The sequence below is a fragment of the Glycomyces algeriensis genome (assembly GCF_027622855.1).
Classification (GTDB): domain Bacteria; phylum Actinomycetota; class Actinomycetes; order Mycobacteriales; family Micromonosporaceae; genus Glycomyces; species Glycomyces algeriensis.
Genome location: NZ_JAPZVR010000002.1, coordinates 229035 through 250568, shown reverse-complemented (window position 1 = coordinate 250568; position 21534 = coordinate 229035). Strand labels below are relative to the sequence as shown.

Sequence of the window (21534 nt, the reverse complement as noted above, 5' to 3'; positions counted from 1 at the left end):
CCCATTTACATGTCCAAATCGGATGGTTACGCGCAGTTAGCGCTGAGCCGGGGGTTAGGGCATGGTCCGCGCCTTTTAAGGTACGTGTTGTGAATAACGGGAACCCCTCTCGCGTCGGTGGGCGGCGGAGGCGGACCGGCTCGCAGGACGCGCTGGCCGGCAGCCACAGAGCCGGAACCGCCGGCGCGTCCTACAACGGCTCGCGGCGCAAGGACGCCACGAACGTCTTCTCGGCCATCAAGGTCGATCCGCACGTCTTCCACGGCCTCCTGCGGCTCGATCGGACCCGTCTGGCCGTCGCGGGCGCCGTGGGCCTCGTGATCGCCATCGGCGTCTCGATCGTGCTCGCCAACCTCCCCGACGGCGGCGCGGGCGGCGCCGACCAGGAGGACGCCGCCTACCTCTACGCGGGCGGCCAGGCCCTCCCCGCCGACTTCGCCGACCGGCACCCCTCGCTGGTCGAGCAGATCAACGCCGAACTCGAGGCGCGCTACGGCCTCACCCCCGAGCAGCTCTACGACGAGGCCGCCCGGCCCGACGGCCTCCGCGTCGTCCTCACCCTCGACCAGGCCCTCCAAGAGGCCGCCGAGCAGACCCCCGGCGAGGCCGGCGTCGTCGCCGTCGAACCCGGTACGGGCGCGGTGCGCTGCTACTACGGCGCCGAGGGCCCCTCCGGCACCGACCAGGTCGGCGCCGCCGCGCCGCACCCGCCGTCCTCCGTGTTCGACATGATCACCGCCGCCACCGCGCTCGAAGGCGGCGCCTCCATCGAGTCCTGGTGGAGCGACGAGACGACCGACGTCACCCTCGCCGAAGCCGTCCAGGAGTCGCGGACCGCCGCCATGGACGCCGTCGCCGGGAAGTACGGCGTCCAGGCCGTGCTCGACACCGCGCACCGCATGGGGCTCAACACCATCGCCGACGGCGAAGGCACCGTCTACGACCTGAGCACAGGGGAGTACGGCGGGCTCAGCGCCGCCGACTTCGGCACCTACCCCGTGAGCGTCGCCGACATGGCGGGCGTCTACGCCACCATCGCCGCCGGCGGCCTCCAGGCCGACACCCACTTCATCGAACGCGTCATCGACGACGGCGACGACGAGGTCCCGCCCGGGCAGGAGATCGCCACCAACCAGGCCCTCGCCGACACCACCGCCCAGGACCTGCAATTCCTCGGCCTCGGCGAAGCCCAGGCGATCGAGGACCGCGACTTCTTCGGCGCGGGCGCCGACTACCACGGGGAGACCACCCAGGCCTGGTTCGTCGGCGCGATACCGCAGCTGAGCGTCGCCGCCTGGGCCAACGGCGAAGCCGCCGCCGACGGCGGAGTACCCCTGTGGCGCAGTGTGATCGACACCGCCATCGAGACGAACGACTACGCCGCCGAGCAGCTGCCCGGCGCCTCCGGCGAAGGCGAGGACCTCACCGAGGACATCGTCGGCGACGACGGCCAGATCGACCCCGACAGCGCGTACTGCGAGGCCAACCCCGACGCCGAAGGCTGCGGCGAGGACGCCTCCGCCTCCCCGAGCGCCTCCGACTCGCCCTCGCCCGACGACACGACCGAAGAACCCGAACCCGAGCCCGACCCCACCTCGTCCGAACCCGAACCCGAACCCACGACCTCGGAGGAGCCCGAACCGGAGCCCTCGACTTCAGAACCGTGCGACTGGCCCTGGTGCTGAGCGGCTCGGATACGATGCCGCGCATGACTCCCAACGGCTTCCCGCGGTCGCGGCTGCTCCTGATCCTCTCGATCGCCGTGCCGCTCGCGGTGCTCGGCGACGCGATCTGGGTGCGCACCGACCCGACCGGGCCGCCGTGGCAGGGCCTCGACGACTGGTGGAACGGCCTCGTCGGCAGCCCCGTCGACAGCCCGGCGTGGCACGTCGCGGCGTTCTTCGACTTCCTCGGGGGCGAGCTCGGCCTGGTCCTCTTCGCGGTCGGCGTGGTCGCGCTGCTCCTCGTGCGGCGCTGGCGCTCGGCCGTCTACGCCTGCGCGGTGCTCACGGCGACGAAGCTCATCACCGACGTGGGCAAGGCCGTGGGCGAACGCCCGCGCCCGGCCGACATCATGGTGGACACCGACTCATGGGCGTTCCCGTCAGGGCACAGCTCCCGGATGGCCGCGCTCGTGGTCGTCATCGCCGTGCTCCTGGTCCCGGCCCGGCACCTGCGGCGCTGGTGGCCGGTCGCGGTCGTGCTCACCTGCGCCATGATCGTCTCCAGGAACTGGCAGCACGCCCACTGGCTGACCGACACGCTCGCGGGCTCGGCCACCGGCGCGGCCGTCGCCGTCTTCACCTGGTGGGCGCTCGCGCCACTCCTCGACCGCGAACGGGCCCTACGTGAAGGCACCGCGCCCGAGACGGCGGACGCGGGGGCACAGAGCACTGGCTCCGAGCGCTTAAGCTGGTGGCAGTTCATTCTGAGAGGTGCCCCCGATGACCATGCCCGACCCGTACTCCCAGCCACAGGACCCGCAGCAGCCATATCAGCAGCCGTACCAGCAGCCCGCCCAGCCGCCGTACGTGCCGTACCCGCCGCAGCCCTACGGGTACCCGCCGTACGTGCCGCCGCGGCCCACGAACGGCATGGCGATCGCGGCGATGATCTGCGGGATCGTCGGGGTGTGCAGTCCGATCGGCATCCTCGCGCTCATCTTCGGCACCGTCGCGAAGCGCCAGATCCGCGAGACCGGCGACCAAGGCGACGGCATGGCGACAGCGGGCGTGGTGCTCGGCTGGATCGGGATCGCCGCGACCATCGCCTGGATCGCGTACTACATCTTCGTGATCGCTCTCGTCGGCTCCGCGGTGAACGAGCTCGAGAACGGCGACTGGTACAGCGACTTCCCGACCGACGACCCCACCTGGGCGCTCAGGCTGCTCGGGTTCTGACGTACGTGACGACAGCGGTGTTCGCGGCCGCGAGGACCGCGAACGCGAGCGCCGCGAACGGGTAGCCCACGCCCCACAGCGCCAGCGCGCTGACGCCGTACGCGGTTAGCTTGAACGCGACGGTTCCCGCCGTCGGCAGGGGGTAGCGGGCCTTGGGCGAGACCAGCAGCCCCCACAGGGTCGCGAACGCGCCGAAGGCCGCGATCGCGATCGGGATCCGCGCGAGCAGCGGCAGGTCGAGGGTGAGGATCCACCAGACGACGAAGCCGAACATGGCCAGCTCCAAGACGAGCGCCAGGAGCGAGTTGAGGAGCACGAGGGTGCGGGCGGCGCCGGTGTAGCGGGCCCATTCGACGTCGGCTTCGACATTGGCTTCGACATCGGCCGGGGCCGCGCCGTTCACTGAGGGGTTCTCCTGTTCGGACACGTGCCCATCATGGTCGCCCGAACGTGGGGCCGCCGAGGCGGGTGCGACCAAAGTCGGAGGTGCGGTTAGGCATCCAGACTGAGGCCGCGGTCCGCCGGACATGATGGGATGGGTTCCATGACCAGTCCGCCGCGCCGCTCCCTCGCCGACCGCTTCCGCGGCGTGCAGCGCCCCTCCGTGATCGCCGCCGTCCTGCTGTTCGCCCTGGGCTCGGCCCTCCTCGCGCTCGGCAGCTACGAGCGGTTCGGCATCGAGGTGCCGCAGGCGGTGCGGTTCATTCCGCTGGTCCTGGTCTGCACCGGCGTCGTGCTGCGCCGCACCTGGCCGGGGATGACGCTCGCGCTGGGCCTCATCGGCTTCGGCGCCGAGATCGCGATCGGGTTCTCGCTCGCGGTCGTGTTCGTGTTCACCGACAACCTGTACGCGTACGCCCGCTACGGTTCGCGGCGCGGGCTGCGGATCATGGTGCCGGCCGCGGTCGCCGCAGTACTGGCCACCGGGGTCTACATCGCGGCGGAGGACGGCCGGGCCGCCGCGGTGCTCAGCATGCTGGCGATCGCCGCGCTGGTGCTGGTCTCGCCGATCTTCTCGGCGATCATCGTGCGCCAGGCCCATGAGCGGGCGGCGCTGGAGACAGAGCGGGCCGAGCAGACCGCGCGGCTCGCGGACGTGCGCCGCCGCGAGGCGGTGCTGCGCGAGCGCACCCTGATGGCGCGCGAGCTCCACGACACCGTCGCGAACTATCTGTCGGCGATCGCCTTGCAGTCCACGGCGCTCCAGGCCCGCAAGGACCTGGACGCCGAGACGGTGCGGACTTCGGTGGCCGCCATCCGCTCCTCGAGTGTGGAGGGCCTGGCGGAACTGCGGCGGATCATCGGCCTGCTGCGGGCGGCCGACAGCGGCGCCGGCGAGGAGCTGGCGTCGTTCCGGCTCGACCAGGTGCCGGAGCTGGTCGAGCGGATGCGCAAGGTCGGCCTCGACGTGGACTTCGCCGTGGAGGGGACCGCCCGGGCGCTGCCGGGCGAGGTGGAGCTCACCGCGTACCGGGTCGTGCAGGAGGCGCTGACGAACGTGCTGAAGTACGGCTCGGACGCCTCGGTCGCGATCCGCTACGAGGACGAGTGGATCGTCGTCGAGGTCGAGAACGCCGTGCGCCCGGGCACCGGCGACATGCCCAGCGGGGGCGCGGGCCTGGTCGGCATGACCGAGCGGGTGCGGATCCTCGGCGGCGAGGTCCGGGCCGGACCTGAGGGCCGCCGCTGGCGGGTGCGCGCCGAGATCCCCACTGGGGGACTCGAGTCACCTGAGCCGCAATCGCCCGGAACCAGCCGATTCCCGAAACGGAGCCCGCAACGATGATCAAGGTCCTGCTCGCCGACGACCACGCGGCGGTCCGCGCCGGGCTGCGGATGCTCCTGGACAGCGCCGAGGAGATCGAGGTGGTCGGCGAGGCCGCCGACGGCGTCGAGGCCGTGGCGCTCGCGGGGGAACTCCGCCCCGATGTGGTCGTCATGGACATCCGGATGCCCCGCAAGGACGGGATCGCCGCGGCGGCCGAGCTGCGCGGGGTCGCGGACGTGCTGGTGCTGACCAGCTACGGCGAGGACGAGAACGTGTTCGACGCGCTCAGGGCCGGGGCCAGCGGGTTCCTGCTCAAGGACGCGGACGCCGAGACCCTGGTCGAGGCGGTGCGCACGATCGCGCGCGGCGACGGCCTCATCTCCCCGGCGGTCACCCGCGGCCTCATCGCCGAGTTCGCGCGCTCGCGCCCGGCCTACGCCCCGATCGCGGTCGACAATGCCGGGCTGGCGAACCTCACGCCGCGCGAGACCGAGGTGCTCGCGCTCATCGGCGAAGGGATGTCGAACGCGGAGATCGCGGGCGAGCTGGGAATGGCCGAGGCGACGGTGAAGTCGCACGTCACCCGCGTGCTCGCGAAGCTGGGTCTGGCGAGCCGGGTGCAGGCGGCCATCTTCGCCCGCGAGCAGGCGCGATGAAGGCGGGCCGGGCCTCGGCGGCCAACGGTCGTTGTCGCCCGCGAGCAGGCACCCTGAGAGCGTGGGATCGGGCGGTCGGGTTGCCTGTCGGATGCGACGGGCAGGCTGAAAGCGGAGCAGCGTCTCGGCGGCCAGCGGTGGGCCGTCGCCCGTGAGCAGGCGCGATGAAGGGGGGCGGGGCGTGTCGGTGGCGACCGGGCGCGCCGGGGGAGTCTCGGGGCGGACGGTTGGCCGGTGAGCATGTACGCCGAAGGCGGCACCCTTGGCGGACGACGGCCGGTCGTTGCCGTGAGCAGGCTAAACAATAGGAGGCCGTGGCGGCGGTCGCCGGTCGCGAGCAGGGGGCGATGATCACGTCCCAGTGTCCGGAATACGACCGCGCTGTTACGCCTGAATGCTGATACAGTACTCTGCATAGTCATTCAGCATGGAGGTTTCCAGTGACTTATCAGGTCGCCGTGGCGGGTGCCAGCGGTTACGCCGGGGGCGAGGTGCTCCGGCTGCTCGCCGACCACCCGCAGCTCGACGTCGTCGCCGCGGGCGCGCACAGCAACGCCGGTGAGTACATCACCGCAGTCCACCCCCACCTCACCGCGTACGGCGACCGACGCTTCACCCCGACCACCCCGGAGGCCTTCGCCGAGGCCGACCTCGTCATCATGACCCTCCCGCACGGCCAGTCGGCCGCGCTCGCCGCCCAGCTCCCGGCCGGCCAGAAGATCGTGGACCTCGGAGCCGACCACCGGCTCGAGGACGCCGCGGCCTGGGAAGCCTACTACCCGGGCCCGCACGCCGGGACCTGGACTTACGGCCTCCCCGAGCTGCCCGGCCAGCGCGAGGCCATCGCCGCTTCGACGCGGGTCGCCGCGACCGGCTGCTACGCCGTCGCCACCATTCTCGCCCTGCGGCCGCTCCTCGACGCGGGGATCGCCTCGCCCGAGGACGTGGTGGTCGTCGCGGCCTCCGGCACCTCCGGCGCGGGCAACGCCCCCAAGAAGAATCTCCTCGCCAGCGAGGTCATGGGCGCGATGAGCCCGTACAAGGTGGGCGCGCACCAGCACGTCCCCGAGATCAAGCAGGCCTCCGGGGCCGCCTCGATCTCGATGACGCCGCTGCTGGCGCCGATGCCGCGCGGCATCATCTCCACGGTGACCGCCAAGGCGACCGGGGACGTGACCGCCGCCGACGTGCACGCCGCGCTGGTGAAGGCCTACGACGGCGAGCACTTCGTGCGCGTCCTGCGCGAAGGTCAGTGGCCCTCCACGGCATCCACCTTCGGCACGAACGCCGTGCAGCTCCAGGGCACTGTGGACAAGGACTCGGGCCGGATCATCGTGACCTCGGCAATCGACAACCTCGGCAAGGGCGCGGCCGGCCAGGTCGTGCAGTGCGCCAACCTCATGCTCGGCCTCCCCGAGGCCGCGGGCCTCACCGTGAACGGAGTGGCACCGTGACCATCACGTCCCCCAAGGGCTTCAAGGCCTCCGGCGTCACCGCCGGGCTCAAGGCCTCCGGGAAGCCGGACATGGCGCTCGTCGTGAACGAGGGCCCGCTGCAGGTCGCCGCGGGCCGCTTCACCGGCAACCGCGTGAAGGCCGCCCCGGTCAAGTGGACCCAGCAGGTGCTCACCACCGGTCAGCTCAAGGCCGTCGTCCTCAACTCGGGCGGCGCGAACGCCTGCACCGGCGCGCAGGGCTTCCAGAACACGCACGCCACCGCCGAGAAGACCGCCGAGCTCCTCGGCTGCGGCGCCGTCGAGATCGCGGTCTGCTCGACCGGCCTCATCGGTGAGCAGCTGCCGATGGACAAGCTCCTGCCCGGCGTCGAGGCCGCCGCGGCGGCGCTCCACGACGATGGCGGCGAGCAGGCCGCGACCGCGATCATGACCACCGACACCGTGGCGAAGAACGCCGTCGTCACGAGTCCCGCCGGCTGGTCGGTCGGCGGCATCGCGAAGGGCGCTGGCATGCTCGCCCCCGGCCTCGCCACGATGCTCGTCGTGCTCACCACCGACGCGGTGGTCGACGGGCCGCTCGCCGACGCCGCGCTGGGCACCGCCTGCCGGTACTCGTTCGACCGGCTCGACTCGGACGGGTCGATGTCCACCAACGACACCGTGCTCCTCCTCGCCTCGGGCGCCTCCGGCGTAGAGGCCGAGGCGGACGCGTTCATCACCGCGCTCACCGAGCTGTGCAAGGACCTCGCGCACCAGCTGCTCTCGGACGCCGAAGGCTCCACGAAGGACGTCGCGATCACCGTCTCGGGCGCGGCGACCGAGGACGACGCGGTCGAGGTCGCCCGCTGCGTCGCCCGCGACAACCTCGTCAAGACCGCCCTGTTCGGCTCCGACCCGAACTGGGGCCGCATCCTCGCCGCCGTCGGCGTCTCGAAGGCGCCGTTCGACGCGGACGCGGTCGACGTGGCCGTGAACGGCGTGTGGATCTGCAAGGCCGGCGCCGCCGGGGAGCCGCGCGACCTCGTCGACCTCAAGGGCCGCGACGTGACGATCGACATCGAGCTCCACAACGGCCCGGCCTCGGCCACGATCTGGACCAACGACCTGTCCCACGACTACGTTCACGAGAATTCGGCGTACAGCACATGAGCGCGATCGACGACCTCGCCCCGCACCTCCAGAAGGCCCTCGGCAAGGCCGAGACCCTCATCGAGGCCCTGCCGTGGCTCCAGCGCTTCACCGGCTCCATCGTGGTGGTCAAGTACGGCGGCAACGCCATGATCAACCCCGAGCTGCAGGCCGCGTTCGCCGCCGACATGGTGTTCCTGCACTACGTGGGCATCAAGCCCGTGGTGGTGCACGGCGGGGGCCCGCAGATCTCCTCGATGCTCGCGAGGCTCGACATCGCCTCCGAGTTCAAGGGCGGCCTGCGCGTCACCACCCCTGAGGCCGCGGACGTGGTCCGGATGGTCCTGGTCGGCCAGGTCGGCCGGGAACTGGTGGGGCTCATCAACAACCACGGGCCGTTCGCCGTCGGCATGTCCGGCGAGGACGCGCAGCTGTTCACCGCGAAGCGCCGCTGGGCGGACGTGGACGGCGAGCAGGTCGACGTCGGCCGCGTCGGCGACGTCGCGTCCGTCAACACCGCCGCCGTGGACGACCTCATCGACGCCGGGCGCATCCCGGTGGTCTCCACTGTGGCGCTCGACCACGACGGCGTGCTCTACAACCTCAACGCCGACACCGCCGCGGCCGCGCTCGCCGAGGCCCTCGGCGCGCAGAAGCTCATCGTCCTCACCGACGTCGAAGGCCTCTACGAGAACTGGCCGGACAAGGACTCGCTCCTGCGGCAGGTCACCACCGACCGGCTCGCGGAGATGCTGCCGTCCCTGCAGGCGGGCATGGTCCCCAAGATGGAGGCCTGCCTGCGCGCGGTCCAGGGCGGCGTCCCCCAGGCGCACGTCATCGACGGGCGCGTCCCCCACTCCACCCTGCTGGAGATCTTCACGACCGACGGCGTCGGCACCATGGTCCAGGAGTCGAAATGACCTATTCGGAGCAGATCAAGGCCCGGTACACCGCGGCCCTCATGGGCAACTACGGCCTCCCCCCCGTCGCCATCCGCGAGGGCGAGGGCCGCTACGTGACCGATGTGGACGGCAACACGTACCTGGACATGATCGGCGGCATCGCCGTCTCCAGCCTCGGCCACAACCACCCCGCGCTGGTCGAGGCGATCAGCCAGCAGGCCGCCCGCCTCGCCCACACCTCGAACCTCTTCCTGCACGAGAAGGAGGTCGAGCTCGCCGAGAAGCTGCTCGACCTGTGGGGCAACCCCGGCAGGGCCTTCCTCTGCAACTCGGGCACCGAGGCGAACGAGGCCGCGCTCAAGCTCGCGATCCTCCACGGCACCGCCCACGGCAGATCCCGGATCGTGGCCACCGAACAAGGCTTCCACGGCCGCTCCCTCGGCGCGCTGTCGATCACCGGCAAGGCCGCCATCCGCGAGCCCTTCGGGCCCTACGGCCGCGACGTCGTGTTCGTGCCCTACGGCGACGCCGACGCGCTCAAGGCCGCGGTCGACGACACCGTCTCCGCGGTGTTCCTCGAACCCACCCAGGGCGAGACCGGCGTCATCCCCGCCCCGGCCGGATACCTCAAGACCGCCAGGGCCCTCACGACCGAGCACAACGCACTGCTGGTCCTCGACGAGATCCAGTCCGGCTTCGGGCGCACCGGCGCCTGGTTCGCACACCACGCCGAAGGGATCGTCCCCGACGTCGTGACCCTCGCGAAGGGCCTCGGCGGCGGCGTCCCGATCGGCGCGGTCCTCGCCACCGAGGAGGCGGCCGCGCTCTTCACCAAGGGCGTCCACGGCTCCACCTTCGGCGGCAATCCGATCGCGTGCGCCGCGTCCCTCGCGGTGATCGACACGATCGAGCGGGACCACCTCTTCGAGAACGTGCTGGAGCTCGGGCAGCGCCTCGACGACCGGCTCCTCGCCGACCCCCGGATCACCGAGGTCCGCGGCCAGGCGCTGTGGCGCGGCATCAACCTCGCCGAGCCCGTCGCGGCCGAAGCGGTCGAGCGCCTCGTCGGCCTCGGCGTGCTCGCCAACGCCCCCCGCCCCGACACGATCCGGATCGCGCCCCCGCTCACGATCACCGCATCGGAGTTGGACACGTTCTGCGACAAGCTCATCGAAGCCCTCGACATCGTGCTGCCCGCCCCCGGAGGCCGACCGTGACCGTCACGCCCCCGGCGCCGCCGAACCCGAAGCGCTCGGCCGCGCCGCACCTGAAGCACTTCCTGCGGGACGACGACCTCACCGTCGCGCAGCAGGCCGAGGTCCTCGACCTCGCCGCGAAGATGAAGGCCGACCGCTACGGCTTCCGCGCGCTCGCGGGCCCCAAGTCCGTCGCGGTCGTCTTCGAGAAGCCCTCGACCCGCACCCGCCTGTCCTTCGACATCGGCATCAGCGAGCTCGGCGGCCACTCGGTCGTGATCGACGCCCAGTCGACGCAGCTCGGCCGCGGCGAGACCGTCGCCGACACCGCCCGGGTCCTCTCGCGGTACACCAGCGCGATCGTGATCCGCACCTTCGGCGACGACCGCATCCAGGAGCTCGCCGCGAACGCGAGCGTCCCGGTCGTCAACGCGCTCACCGACGGCTGGCACCCCTGCCAGCTCCTCGCCGACCTCCAGACCATCGCCGAGCACAAGCCGCTCAAGGGCACGAGCATCGCCTACCTCGGCGACGCCGCGTTCAACATGGGCAACTCCACGGTGATCGCCTGCTCGATGGCCGGGATGCACGTCCGCATCGGCGCGCCCGACGGCTTCCAGCCCGCGGACGAGGTCCTGGCCCGCGCGGCCGAGATCAACGCCGAGACCGGCGGCTCCGTGGTCGTCACCACCGATCCGGTCGAGGCCGTCGCCGGCGCGGACGTCGTCTCGACCGACGCGTGGGTCTCGATGGGCATGGCCGACAGCGAGAACCGGATCCAGACGCTCACCGCGTACCAGCTCAACGCCGAACTCCTCGCGCACGCCGCCGACGACGCGATCGTCCTCCACTGCCTCCCCGCCCACCGCGGCGAGGAGATCACCGACGAGGTGATGGACGGCCCGCACTCGCTCGTGTTCGACCAGGCCGAGAACCGGCTCCACGCCCAGAAGGCCCTCCTCGCCTGGCTCCTGAAGGAGCAGCGATGAACCGGGGTGCGCGACGATGAACCAGCCGACCACGAAGGCCGCCCGGCAGGCCCGCATCGTCGAGCTCATCTCGGGCAGCCCGATCCGCTCCCAGACCGAGCTCGCGAACCTCCTCGCCGCCGACGGCATCGAGGCCACCCAGGCCACGCTCTCGCGCGACCTCGAGGAACTCGGCGCGGTCAAGGTGCGCGGCACCGACGGCGGCTCGGCGGTCTACTCGATCTTCGCGGAAGGCGAACGGCCCCTTCGCGACACGGAGATCGCCTCGGACCGGCTCCAGCGGCTCCTGCGCGAACTCCTCGTCGGCGCCGACCACTCCGGGAACATGGCCGTCCTGCGCTGCCCGCCCGGCGCGGCCCAGTACCTGGCCAGCGCCATCGACCGCTCGGGACTGCACGACGTGATCGGCACGATCGCCGGGGACGACACGATCGCCGTAATCGCCCGCGACGGCGTCACCGGCGCGCACGTGGCCGACCAGATGCTGCACTGGGCCGGCAAGGGGCCCGACCCGTACGCCACCGACGAGACCGCGTCGGCGAACGACGCCAAGGAGCACCAGCAATGACCGTCAAGCACACCAAGGGAGACGCGGCGTAATGGCGAAACTGTGGGGAGGCCGCTTCTCGGGCGGCCCGGCCGCCGCCCTCGAGGCCCTGAACGCCTCGATCGGGTTCGACTGGCGCCTCGCGCCGTACGACCTCAAAGCCTCCAAAGCCCATGCGCGCGTGCTCAACCGGGCCGGGCTGCTCACCGCTGACGAGCTCGCGACGATGCTCACCGCCCTCGACGAGCTGGGCGACGACGTCGCCTCCGGGGCCTTCACCGGCACCGTGGCCGACGAGGACGTGCACACCGCGCTGGAACGCGGCCTCGTCGAGCGCCTCGGCGACCTCGGCGGCAAGCTCCGCGCCGGCCGCTCGCGCAACGACCAGATCGCCACGGACCTGCGCCTGTACTGCCGCGACCACGCGAAGGGCCTCGCCGCCGACCTCACGGACCTCGTCAGCGCGCTGACCGAGCAGGCGGCCGGCCTCGTGGACGCGCCCGCGCCGGGCATGACCCACCTCCAGCACGCCCAGCCGATCACCCTCGGGCACCAGCTCCTGGCCCATGCGCAGGGCCTCCTGCGCGACCTGGACCGCTTGCGGGACTGGGACAAGCGCGCCGCGCTGTCCCCGCTGGGCTCGGGTGCGCTGTCGGGCTCGTCGCTGCCGCTCGACCCGGTCGCCGTGGCCGAGGAGCTCGGCTTCGACGGCCCCGTCGCGAACTCGCTCGACGGCGTCTCCGACCGCGACTTCGCGGCGGAGCTGCTGTTCGTGTGCTCGATGGTCGGCATCCACCTCTCCCGCCTGGGGGAGGAGGTCATCCTCTGGTCGAGCCAGGAGTTCGGCTGGGTCAAGCTCGACGACGCGTTCTCCACGGGCTCGTCGATCATGCCGCAGAAGAAGAACCCGGATGTCGCCGAGCTCGCGCGCGGCAAGTCCGGCCGCCTCGTCGGCAACCTGACCGGCCTGCTCGTCACGCTCAAGGGCCTGCCGTTCACGTACAACAAGGACCTCCAGGAGGACAAGGAGCCGGTGTTCGACTCGCTCGACAACCTGGCGCTCCTGCTCCCGGCCGTCACGGGCATGGTCGCGACCATGCGGTTCAACGTCGAGGTGCCGCGCGCCTCGGCCCCCACGGGCTTCAGCCTCGCCACGGAGATCGCGGACTGGCTGGTGCGCAAGGGCGTCCCGTTCCGCAGCGCCCACGAGATCGCCGGGTCCTGCGTGTCCCACTGCGAGTCGCGCGGCATCGAGCTGCACGAGATCGCCGACGCCGACCTGGCGGGGATCTCCGCGCACCTCGACCCGTCGGTCAAGGCGGTGCTCGATGTGGACGGCGCCCTCGCGGGCCGCACCACGCCGGGCTCCACCGGCCCGAAGCCGGTGGCCGACCAGCTGGCGCAGGTGCGCGAGCAGATCGACGCCTGGAAGGCCTGGGCCGCCTAGCGGTCCACCCGCTCGAAGCAAAGCGGCCCGTGCGACGCACGGGCCGCTTTCGCTCGTTCTAGCCGCGGGCGGGCTGCGGATAGACGACCTGCGTCGCGCCGCAGTCGCGCACCGCGCCCGAACCGGTCGCGGGCTGCGTGACGCAGACGGCGACGGTCACGTACGCGATCCGAGTGCCGTAGGGCCCGACGAGGTACTCGGTGTACTCGGACCCGCCGTCGACCGAGACGGGAACGGCGAGTTCGGCGATCGGCTTGCCGTACCGGTCGTACCCGATGAACTCGACGTGGCGGTCACGCGGCACGACCGGCAGGCACATGTGGCCGTCGGCGTACGTGTAGGTCTTGCCGGTGAGCTCGACCGGCGGCATCTCGGGGATGCTGTTGACGGACCAGTCCGCCTGGCCGGCGGTCTCGAAGACCGTGCATCCGTCCTCGCCCCGGTCCGAGGCGCTGAAGGAGGTCGGCGCGGCCGAGGCGGGGGTGGCGGCGGCCAGGATCGTGAACAGCGCTGCGAGGACCACCGAGGCGGCCCTCACGGCATTGCGGACGGCGTGTTGCGGGGGGTGCATGGCGACTCCGTGTTCTAAGGCGTGTGTCGTCTGAGGGGGCGCGCCCAACCCCGCGCTCCGTCTTATATTTACAGTCCTAAATATCCGCGAAGTCCTGGCGGGCGTCAAGCTCCTTGGCCAGGCGCTGCAGCCGCACCGCGGTGAACACCGTGAAGAAGCCCCAGATGATCGCGAAGAACCCGATGGTCACGACCAGCGCGACCGCGCCCTCCTCGGGGTTGATCAGCAGCAGGATGCCCAGGACGACCCCGGCGAGGCCGGAGATGACGAACAGCCAGCGCCCGCCCGCGTCCCGCGAGAGGCCGAAGCCGCTCACGATCGAGACGAGGCCGGAGATGATCGCCCAGATCGCGATCACGTAGAGCAGCGCGAGCGCGCTGATCCCGGGCCAGAACAGGGCGATGAGACCGGCGACCACGCCGACGACGCCCATGACGATCAGGACGCCCCGCCCTCGGGACCGCCTCGCGCCCATGGCGATCGCGGTGATGCCGTCCACGATGGCGTAGGCGCCGAACAGGATGATGAGCACGTACAGCGTGATCCCGGGCCAGAGCACGGCCATGGCCCCGAAGATGATCGTGAAGGCACCGCGAACCAGCACCCAGGCCCAGTTCCTCGCGAGCAATTCGATCATCGCATCCACCCCGTTCCACCTGCGATAACGCTCCTATCCCCGAGGCTAGACCCAACCGGGGCGGACAGTGCGCCTTCCCCGAAAACGCGACACGGCGGACGCCTCCGAGAGCGAGGCGAGCCGTTGCGGGAAACTCGGCACATGTTCATTCGCTTTCGCCCCGACGCCGATGACGAGCGCATCATCCGGACCCTCGCGCACGAGGGCGAGAGCGACGCTGACGTGCTCCGACGCGCGCTGCGCAGCCTCGAGCAGTGCTCCCAGGAAGAACAAGCGCGGGCCGACGCGGCGAGAGTCGCATGCGTCGGCGGGGCGGAAAAGGCGTTTCGCCGGTGCGGGGGCGCTGCGTAGGCTGCGGGCGTGAGTGATGTGCTGCGGGGATTCCCGACCGATCCGGCCGCGTTGGCGGCGTTGAGCCATCGGGAGGCGGCCGGGTGGCTGCTGGCCGACGGGTGGAACGTGTGCGGCGCGGGGGACTGGGCGACGGTGTGGCGCTCTCCGGACGGCGAGCTGGCCGCGAGGGTGAGCCCGTTCGAGCCGGCTTACGCGGTGTTCGTGCGGCTGTGCCGCGCGCTGGCGGGCAACCCGCTGCTGCCGCGGATCGAGCTCGACGCGCCGCTCGAGGGCGGCGGGCGGCTCACGGTGATGGAGTTCCTGGTCCCCACGGACAAGGACCGGGCCGCCGAGGTGTGGCGGGACTGGGACGCCGAGACCGAGGGACCGATCGCGGCGGTCCGGGCCGAGGCCGGGCGGCTGAGCGCCGAAGCGGCGGAGGCGGTCCCGTACTGGGGCGGCCTCGACCGCAACCCGAGCAACGTCATGGCGACCCCTGCGGGCGAGCCGCGCCTGGTCGACCTCTTCTACGCCGAGGGCCTCGAGATCTACGCGGACCTCCTGGCGGACCCGGCCAAGGTGTTCGCCCGCTTCCCCGCCGGGCAGCGCCGGTACATGGCCGAGATCGGTGCGGTCGTGCGGCTGTCGAGCCCGGAGGAGATCGAGGCGTTCAGGAAGGCCGCGTGTTCGCCGTCGGCCGTTGACCCTCGCTGAATCCGCTTTCAGGAGATCGCCATTGCCGGGGCGGGTGGGAGCGGTGAGGATTGAGGGGTGAGCCGCAGAAGCGGAACGAACCCCGAGGACCACCGCAATGGACATAGAGCACTTCGGACCGCGTGCCGTCGCATTCCCTCCGGCGGCCGTCGGCCGTGAACGCACTGCGCCGGCCAGGTCCGTCGCGGTCGCGACGCGGCTGCGCCTCTGTCTGCTGCGTGCGCGCCGCATGTGGTCGGTCCGGCGATCCCTCGCCGTAGTCCGGTTGCGGCTGAACTGGATCCGGCTCCGCCAGGTGATGTCCGGTGCGGCGCGTCCCGCTCGATGCGGCCGGTATGCGGCCGTGCGTCTCAAACGGCGTCGCCCGCGCCGGGCGAGGTAGGCGCGAGCGGGTCCCATTCGAGTTCCACCGGGCCGTGCTCCTCGGCGACGCGCGCGAAGGCGCGGATCAGCTCGTTCTCCTTGGCCGCGGGCCAGACGAGCGCCGATTCGATGACCGGTGCCTGCTCGATCGGGCGGTAGGTGATGCCCGCGTGCTGGTTGAACATGGCGAACTGCGTGATGATCGGGCCGATGGTCGGCCTGGAGGCGATGAACGCCATTCCCGCTTGGAGCGTGTCGACGCTGTAGGCGCGATCGATCGGTCGCCCCGAGGGCGTCCGCCGCGGGACGAAGTGCTCGATCCACAGCTCGTCCTTGGACGAGGAGGCGATCACCGGGTAGTCGGCGAGATCCTCCATGGAGGACTGCTCCCGCTTCGCGAGCGGGTGGTCGGCCGACATGGCCATGACCAGCCGCTCGCGGAGGATGACCGGTCCGACCACGATGTCGTGGTCGGAGACCGGGAGGAGCGTGGCCATGAGGTCCACCCGGTCCTCGACGAGGGGGCGAAGCCGGTCGCCGACCTCGGATTCCAGCAGCAGCCTGGTGGTGGCTCCCTCATGCTTCGCCTCGAAGGCGCGGCCGAGTTCGAGCAGGTGCATGCCGTTCGTGGTGCCGAGGAAGCCCAGTCGCAGCACGCCGGTGATGCCGCGGCCTGAGTCGACCGCGCGGCGCACGGCCTCCTGGACGGCCTCATGAGCGGGTTCGAGGTCCTGCCGGAAGCGCTGCCCGAGCTCGGTGAGGACCACACCCCGGCTGGTGCGCTCGAAGAGCGGCGCCCCGACCAGCCGCTCCGCCTTCTGGATGAGCTGGGTGACGCGGGCTGGAGAGATGAGCATGCGCTTGGCGGTGCGCCCGAAGTGCAGCTCCTCGCACAAGATGAGGAACGCCTCGATCTCTTGCCGCTCCAACGCGTTCACCTCCACCGTTCAATCTCGCTCAACGATCGCTGAGCCCTGTTGAACGACGATTATTCACGGTGAACCCGACCTGCGCCCAACGCGGGTGGGGCCGCAGGGAGGGCCGGGCATTGCGCGCGGAGAACATCAGGGACCCGGCGCGGAGCGCCGGGTCCCTGATGCTCCTGTTTCCGTTGAGGTCTAGCGGGCGGGGACCGGTTCGCGTTCGAGCGGCCTGGCCTCGGTCTCGGGCTCCACGGTCACGTGCGGCATGGCCTTGTCGAGCCACTTCGGCATCCACCAGGCGCCCCGGCCCATGACCTTCATGATCGCCGGGACGAGGAGGCAGCGGATCACGAAGGCGTCGATGAAGATCGCGACGGCCATGCTGATGCCGAACTGCTGGAGCAGGCGGGCGTCGTCGAGGACGAACGATCCGAAGACCGCCATCATGATCGCGGCCGCGGCGGTCACCACGCCGCCCGTGGACGCCAGGCCCCTGCGGACCGCTTCGACCGGGTCGCCGGTGCGCTGCCACTCCTCGCGCATCCGCGACATGAGGAACACCTCGTAGTCCATCGAGAGGCCGAAGATGATCGCGAAGGACATCACCGGCACGAACGCCTCGACCGGGCCGGCCGGGATGCCGAACATGCCCTCCTGGAAGATCCACGCGACCACGCCGAGGCTCGCGCCGATCGTCATGAGGTTGAGGATCGCGGCCTTGATCGGGATGAGGACCGACCGGAACACGACCATCAGCAGCAGGAGCGAGAGCCCGACCACGAACAGCAGGAACAGCGGCGCCTTCTCGATCATGATGTCGCTGAAGTCGATCGCGGCGGCGGTGGAGCCGCCGACGAGCTGCGTGCCCTCGACCTCGTTCAGCACGTCGTCGCGCAGTTCATGCACGAGGTCAACAGTGGCCTGGTCGGCGGGTCCGGCGGTGCCCACGACAGTCGACATCCACAGGTCGTCGCCGATCGCGAACGGCGGGGAGGCCATCGCGACCGTGTCGAGGCCGTTCATGGCCGCGAACGCGGCGTTCGCCTCGGCCTCGGTGCCGTCGGTGACGACCATGAGCGGGCCGTTGAAGCCCTCCCCGAACCCGTCGGAGAGCAGGTCGTACGCCTCGCGGCTGGTCGTGCCCTCGGTGTCGGTCCCGGCGTCGGCGAAGCCGAGGCGCAGGTCCAGCAGCGGCGTCGCGAGGGCGACGAGTCCGGCGGTGACCACGATGATCGCGAGCCACGCCTGCTTCTCCACGAACCGCGACCAGCCGACCCAGCGCGAGCCGGGGGCGCGCTTGGCCCTCGCGGCCTTCTTGCGCACCGATTTCTCGATCCGCTTGCCGAACAGCGCCAGCAGCGCGGGCAGCAGCGTCACCGAGGCGAGCATCGTCACGAGCACGGTGAGCGCCACCGCGATCGCGACCGCCTGGAGCGAGCCGAGGCCGAGCGCGAAGAGGCCCATGAGCGCCACGATCACCACGGAGCCGGCGAACAGGACCGAGCGTCCGGCCGTGTCGAGTGCGATGGCGGCGGCGGCCCTGCGGCTCGCGCCGTGCTGGATCTCGGCGCGGAAGCGGGCGAAGATCAGGAGCGCGTAGTCCACGCCCACGCCGAAGCCGACGAGGAACATGATGGGCGTCAGGAACGTCGGCAGCGTGACCGCATGGGACACGAGCATCGACAGGCAGAACGCGGTGCCCACCGCGAACAGCGCGGTGATGAGCGGGAGGCTCGCGGCCAGCAGGGACCCGAACATGAACACGAGGATGACGAGCGCCGCGAGCATGCCGATGCCCTCGGCCGCACCGCCGCCGCCTTCGCCCGCCTCGCGGATGACGTCGCCGCCCAGTGCGAACTCGAGGCCGTCGCTGGAGGCCTCCTCGGCCTTCGGGATCAGGTCGGCCGCCTCGGCGGTGGTGCCGTCCCAGGTCAGCGTGGCGTAGCCGACCGTGCCGTCCTCGCTGACGGCGCCGTACTCGGCGAACGGGTCGTTCACGCCGGTCACGCCCGGCTCGTCGCCCAGGTCGGCGAGGAAGGCCGCGATGCGGTCCTGCTCGGCGGCGACGTCCTCGGCGCCGAAGACCACCTGCACGGTGAGCTCGTTCGCCTCAGGGGCGCGCTCGTCGAGCAGGTCGGAGAGCTCCTGCGACTCGGTGCCGGGCATCGAGTTGTCGTCTTCGAAGGCCGAGCCGACCGCGCCGGAGGCGCCGATCGCGGCGGCGAACACGAGGACCCAGAGGAGGAGTGCGATCAGCGGGCGGCGCTGCGTCCAGCCGGACAGCCGCGCGAGCGCCGAGGGCTTCGAGGCAAGGTGTGGTTCCATGCCGGCAACTCTCGCCGTCGGACGCGCTCCGCCGCATCGCCTCAGCAGCGGTATTCGCACTACGTCCCAGGGATGAGCCGCACCGTCCGGCCTACGCCACCAGTCGCACGGGAGCCTGGACGGGGCCGCATAGACTGCTCCTGCCCCCGTCGCCCCTGGACAGGAACCCCCGCATGAACGAGCCCTACGTCGAAGGCATCGCCTGGATCGTGCGCGGCGCGCGCACCAAGAAGGCGATCATCACCGCCCCCGACCGGTCGTCCGGCACGGACGAGGCCGCGACCCGGCTGGACCGGGCCCTCGACGGGTTCGCCGGCCCCGTGCCGCCCTGGTACGACTTCATGCACCGCCCCGAGAGCATGCTGGTGTACGTCCTCGTCTCGGCGATCGGCGCGACGAGCGCGGTCCTGCTGACCCCGCTCGAGGCCGGCCCCGCGATCTTCCTCGGGCTCATCGCCGGTGGAGTCGCGGCCGCGATCCTCGTCAAAGCCGCCGACGTCCTCGCCCACCGCCGCGCGGGCGGCAAGGCCCGCCCGGAGGACGTGATCCGGGAGGTCGCGCCGCTGGCGCGCCCGGCGCACTACGTCGTCGATCTCGCCGAGACCCTGGTCGTGCTCGACCCGGCCACCGAGGCCGAGACCCACCGCCTCGCCTGGCAGGCGGCGTCACCCGAAGAGGCCGAGAGCCGCTCGGCCGAGGCCGAGCTCCTCAGGCGCCTCGCCGTGCTCGACCCCGTCGAGGCCGCCGACTACGAAGAGCTCCTCAAAGCCCCCCGCGACCGGTAGTTACGACCCGTCTGTCCAGGTAGGACGCACGAGCCCCGATTCGTACGCCGTGACGACCAGCTGCGCCCGGTCGCGCGCCGAGAGCTTCGACATGATGCGACTGACGTGCGTCTTCGCCGTCGCGGGAGAGAGGAACAGGGACCCGGCGATCTCGTCGTTGCTCATGCCCGTGGCCACGAGCTTGAGCACCTCGGTCTCGCGCTCGGTGAGCGCGTTCAGCTTCGAACTCGGCTCCGGCCGGGCCACGCGCCCGGCGAACTCCGCGATGAGCCGCCGCGTCACCCGCGGCGCGATGAGCGCCTCGCCCACGGCGACCACCCGGATCGCGTGGATCAGTTCGTCCGGATCGGTGTCCTTCACGAGGAATCCGCTCGCGCCCGCGCGCAGCGCCCGGTACACGTAGTCGTCCTCGTCGAAGGTCGTCAGGATCACCACTTTGACGCCGTCGAGCTTGGGGTCCCGGCCGATCCGCTCGGTCGCCTCCAGGCCGTCCACATTGGGCATGCGGATGTCCATGAGCACCACGTCGGGGCGGTGCCGCCGCGCCAGCTCCAGCGCCTCGGACCCGTCGCCCGCCTCCGCGACCAGCTCGATGTCCTCCTCGTCGCCGAGGATCGAGGCGAACCCCGCCCGCACCAGCCGCTGATCATCAACCAGCATCACCCGGATCACTTGTCAACCTCCAGCGGCCACGTGGCCTCGACCGAGAAGCCGCCGTCACCGCGCGGCCCCGCGTTGAAGGTACCGCCGAGGCTCTCGGCCCGTTCGCGCATACCCGTCAGCCCGTTGCCCGGCCCCTTGGCGCCCTTGCCGTCGCCCACCCCGTCGTCGAGCACGGCCACCGCCAGCGTCGACGTCCCCGTGACCACCTTGATCTGCACCCGCTGCGCCTTCGCGTGCCGCAGCACGTTCGTCAGCGACTCCTGCACCACCCGGTACGCCGCCGCGTCCACCGCCACCGGCAGCACCGCCCGGCCGTCCACGCGCAGCTCCACCTCGAGCCCCGACGCCCGCGCCGCGTCGACCAGCAGCGGCAGCTGCTCCAGGCTCGGCCCCGGACCGGTCGGCGAGTCCTCCCCGGGCTCGCGCAGCACCCCGACCATCGCCCGCAGCTCCCGCAGCGACGACCGGCTCGTCTCGGCGATCACCTGCAGCGTCTCCTCGGTCCGGTACAGCGGGTCCTTGCGCAGCTTCCGCAGCGCCGCCGAGGTCTGCACGTTGATGAGCGACAGGTGGTGCCCGACCGCGTCGTGCAGCTCCCGCGCGATCCGCAGCCGCTCCTCCGCGACGCTCCGCAGCTGCGTCTCCGCCAGGGCCACCTCGGTCTCCGCCCGGTACCGCCGGTAGTGCGCCACGACCGCGCCGATCGCCGGGACCGCGATGATCCACCCGCTGAGCATGAGCGTCTCGCTCGCGGTCATGTGCGCGAAGCCCGCCAGGTACTCCGAGATCACCACGATCAGGAACACCAGCCCGGCGATCACCGCCGCGGCGGCGATGCGCCCCAGCGCGGCCAGCGTGTACAGGGCGATCACGAACGCCATGAGCATCGGCCCGTCCGTCGACGACGCCGGGTAGTACACGATCGTCGCCGCCATCGACACCAGCGCCACGGTGAGCGGGAAAGCGCTGCGGAAGAACAGGACCGCCACTGAGACGAACATCATCGCCCACGCCAGGTCCTCGTTGAGCCCCTGCGTGTCGCGCACGTGGAGCACCCACTGCGCGAACGTCCAGGTCAGCACGATCACGGCGTTGACGGCCCCGACGAGCAGGTCCATCCGGGAGATCGAGAAGCGGTGCAGCACGCCTCCAAGCGTAAGAGGAGCGGGGGGGGGGGGGGGGGGCGGGGGGCGGGGGGGGGCGGGGGGGGGGGGGGGGCGCCCCGCGGGGG

General features: G+C 71.4%; 21 protein-coding genes and 1 pseudogene. 15 read left to right on the top strand and 7 right to left on the bottom strand.

Annotated elements, in window-relative coordinates; genetic code table 11:
- Nucleotides 1–89 precede the first annotated feature (89 nt).
- The 3 genes and pseudogenes from O2L52_RS04380 (at nucleotide 90) to O2L52_RS04370 (ending at nucleotide 2900) form a co-directional block, all read left to right on the top strand.
- On the top strand, nucleotides 90–1685 hold the full coding sequence (locus tag O2L52_RS04380; RefSeq protein WP_270114107.1) for a penicillin-binding transpeptidase domain-containing protein: 1596 nt from the start codon (nucleotides 90–92) through the stop codon (nucleotides 1683–1685).
- Between the two features lie 14 nt (nucleotides 1686–1699).
- A pseudogene (locus tag O2L52_RS25410) lies at nucleotides 1700–2254 on the top strand (phosphatase PAP2 family protein); the annotation flags it as partial.
- 190 nt (nucleotides 2255–2444) lie between these two features.
- Nucleotides 2445–2900 (top strand): DUF4190 domain-containing protein, encoded by a 456-nt coding sequence (locus O2L52_RS04370; RefSeq protein ID WP_270114105.1) that lies wholly within the window; start codon nucleotides 2445–2447, stop codon nucleotides 2898–2900.
- Here the strand turns inward: O2L52_RS04370 and O2L52_RS04365 are convergent.
- Nucleotides 2881–3327 carry a YrdB family protein gene (locus O2L52_RS04365; RefSeq protein WP_270114104.1) on the bottom strand — a complete coding sequence of 149 codons (447 nt, stop codon included), beginning with the start codon at nucleotides 3325–3327 and terminating at the stop codon, nucleotides 2881–2883. The genes O2L52_RS04370 and O2L52_RS04365 overlap by 20 nt on opposite strands.
- A 117-nt stretch (nucleotides 3328–3444) precedes the next feature.
- On the opposite strand from O2L52_RS04365, the gene O2L52_RS04360 reads away from it, so the two are divergent.
- The 9 genes from O2L52_RS04360 (at nucleotide 3445) to argH (ending at nucleotide 12989) form a co-directional block, all read left to right on the top strand.
- Complete coding sequence (locus O2L52_RS04360; RefSeq protein ID WP_270114103.1) at nucleotides 3445–4686, top strand: sensor histidine kinase; 1242 nt, start codon at nucleotides 3445–3447, stop codon at nucleotides 4684–4686.
- Complete coding sequence (locus O2L52_RS04355; RefSeq protein WP_270114102.1) at nucleotides 4683–5324, top strand: response regulator; 642 nt, start codon at nucleotides 4683–4685, stop codon at nucleotides 5322–5324. Before O2L52_RS04360 ends, O2L52_RS04355 begins: the two co-directional genes overlap by 4 nt.
- Nucleotides 5325–5764: 440 nt before the next feature.
- Nucleotides 5765–6778 (top strand): N-acetyl-gamma-glutamyl-phosphate reductase, encoded by a 1014-nt coding sequence (argC, locus tag O2L52_RS04350; protein ID WP_270114101.1) that lies wholly within the window; start codon nucleotides 5765–5767, stop codon nucleotides 6776–6778.
- Nucleotides 6775–7929, top strand: a complete 1155-nt coding sequence (gene argJ / locus O2L52_RS04345; protein ID WP_270114100.1) for a bifunctional glutamate N-acetyltransferase/amino-acid acetyltransferase ArgJ — start codon at nucleotides 6775–6777, stop codon at nucleotides 7927–7929. The genes argC and argJ overlap by 4 nt, the downstream gene beginning before the upstream one ends.
- Nucleotides 7926–8828, top strand: a complete 903-nt coding sequence (gene argB, locus O2L52_RS04340; protein WP_270114099.1) for an acetylglutamate kinase — start codon at nucleotides 7926–7928, stop codon at nucleotides 8826–8828. Before argJ ends, argB begins: the two co-directional genes overlap by 4 nt.
- Nucleotides 8825–10027 carry an acetylornithine transaminase gene (locus O2L52_RS04335; protein ID WP_270114098.1) on the top strand — a complete coding sequence of 401 codons (1203 nt, stop codon included), beginning with the start codon at nucleotides 8825–8827 and terminating at the stop codon, nucleotides 10025–10027. Before argB ends, O2L52_RS04335 begins: the two co-directional genes overlap by 4 nt.
- 50 nt (nucleotides 10028–10077) lie before the next feature.
- Nucleotides 10078–10995 carry an ornithine carbamoyltransferase gene (gene argF / locus O2L52_RS04330; protein WP_344472567.1) on the top strand — a complete coding sequence of 306 codons (918 nt, stop codon included), beginning with the start codon at nucleotides 10078–10080 and terminating at the stop codon, nucleotides 10993–10995.
- Nucleotides 10996–11011: 16 nt separating this feature from the next.
- Entirely contained in the window at nucleotides 11012–11563 is a 552-nt protein-coding gene (locus O2L52_RS04325) for an arginine repressor (RefSeq protein WP_270114096.1), read from the top strand.
- Nucleotides 11564–11594: 31 nt separating this feature from the next.
- The gene (gene argH / locus O2L52_RS04320) at nucleotides 11595–12989 is read left to right on the top strand and encodes an argininosuccinate lyase (RefSeq protein ID WP_270114095.1); all 1395 of its coding nucleotides are present in this window, start codon (nucleotides 11595–11597) and stop codon (nucleotides 12987–12989) included.
- 58 nt (nucleotides 12990–13047) lie between these two features.
- Here the strand turns inward: argH and O2L52_RS04315 are convergent, their stop codons facing one another.
- Together O2L52_RS04315 and O2L52_RS04310 are read right to left on the bottom strand one after the other, a co-directional pair.
- Entirely contained in the window at nucleotides 13048–13560 is a 513-nt protein-coding gene (locus O2L52_RS04315) for a hypothetical protein (RefSeq protein ID WP_270114094.1), read from the bottom strand.
- 76 nt (nucleotides 13561–13636) lie between these two features.
- A complete protein-coding gene (locus tag O2L52_RS04310; RefSeq protein ID WP_270114093.1) occupies nucleotides 13637–14197 on the bottom strand; it encodes an HdeD family acid-resistance protein in 561 nt (186 codons plus the stop codon).
- Between the two features lie 141 nt (nucleotides 14198–14338).
- On the opposite strand from O2L52_RS04310, the gene O2L52_RS04305 reads away from it, so the two are divergent.
- Nucleotides 14339–14548 carry a hypothetical protein gene (locus O2L52_RS04305; protein ID WP_270114092.1) on the top strand — a complete coding sequence of 70 codons (210 nt, stop codon included), beginning with the start codon at nucleotides 14339–14341 and terminating at the stop codon, nucleotides 14546–14548.
- 9 nt (nucleotides 14549–14557) lie between these two features.
- The gene (locus O2L52_RS04300; protein ID WP_270114091.1) at nucleotides 14558–15244 is read left to right on the top strand and encodes a hypothetical protein; all 687 of its coding nucleotides are present in this window, start codon (nucleotides 14558–14560) and stop codon (nucleotides 15242–15244) included.
- A gap of 350 nt (nucleotides 15245–15594) precedes the next feature.
- Here O2L52_RS04300 and O2L52_RS04295 read toward each other — a convergent pair whose 3' ends face one another.
- Together O2L52_RS04295 and O2L52_RS04290 are read right to left on the bottom strand one after the other, a co-directional pair.
- Nucleotides 15595–16536, bottom strand: a complete 942-nt coding sequence (locus O2L52_RS04295) for a LysR family transcriptional regulator (RefSeq protein ID WP_270114090.1) — start codon at nucleotides 16534–16536, stop codon at nucleotides 15595–15597.
- A 189-nt stretch (nucleotides 16537–16725) separates the two neighbouring features.
- Nucleotides 16726–18855, bottom strand: coding sequence for an MMPL family transporter (locus O2L52_RS04290; RefSeq protein ID WP_270114089.1), 2130 nt, complete (start codon nucleotides 18853–18855; stop codon nucleotides 16726–16728).
- Between the two features lie 173 nt (nucleotides 18856–19028).
- On the opposite strand from O2L52_RS04290, the gene O2L52_RS04285 reads away from it, so the two are divergent.
- A complete protein-coding gene (locus O2L52_RS04285; protein ID WP_270114088.1) occupies nucleotides 19029–19640 on the top strand; it encodes a hypothetical protein in 612 nt (203 codons plus the stop codon).
- Here O2L52_RS04285 and O2L52_RS04280 read toward each other — a convergent pair whose 3' ends face one another.
- Nucleotides 19641–20312 carry a response regulator transcription factor gene (locus O2L52_RS04280; RefSeq protein ID WP_344472254.1) on the bottom strand — a complete coding sequence of 224 codons (672 nt, stop codon included), beginning with the start codon at nucleotides 20310–20312 and terminating at the stop codon, nucleotides 19641–19643.
- Complete coding sequence (locus O2L52_RS04275; RefSeq protein WP_270114086.1) at nucleotides 20309–21448, bottom strand: sensor histidine kinase; 1140 nt, start codon at nucleotides 21446–21448, stop codon at nucleotides 20309–20311. Before O2L52_RS04275 ends, O2L52_RS04280 begins: the two co-directional genes overlap by 4 nt.
- Between the last annotated feature and the right edge of the window lie 86 nt (nucleotides 21449–21534).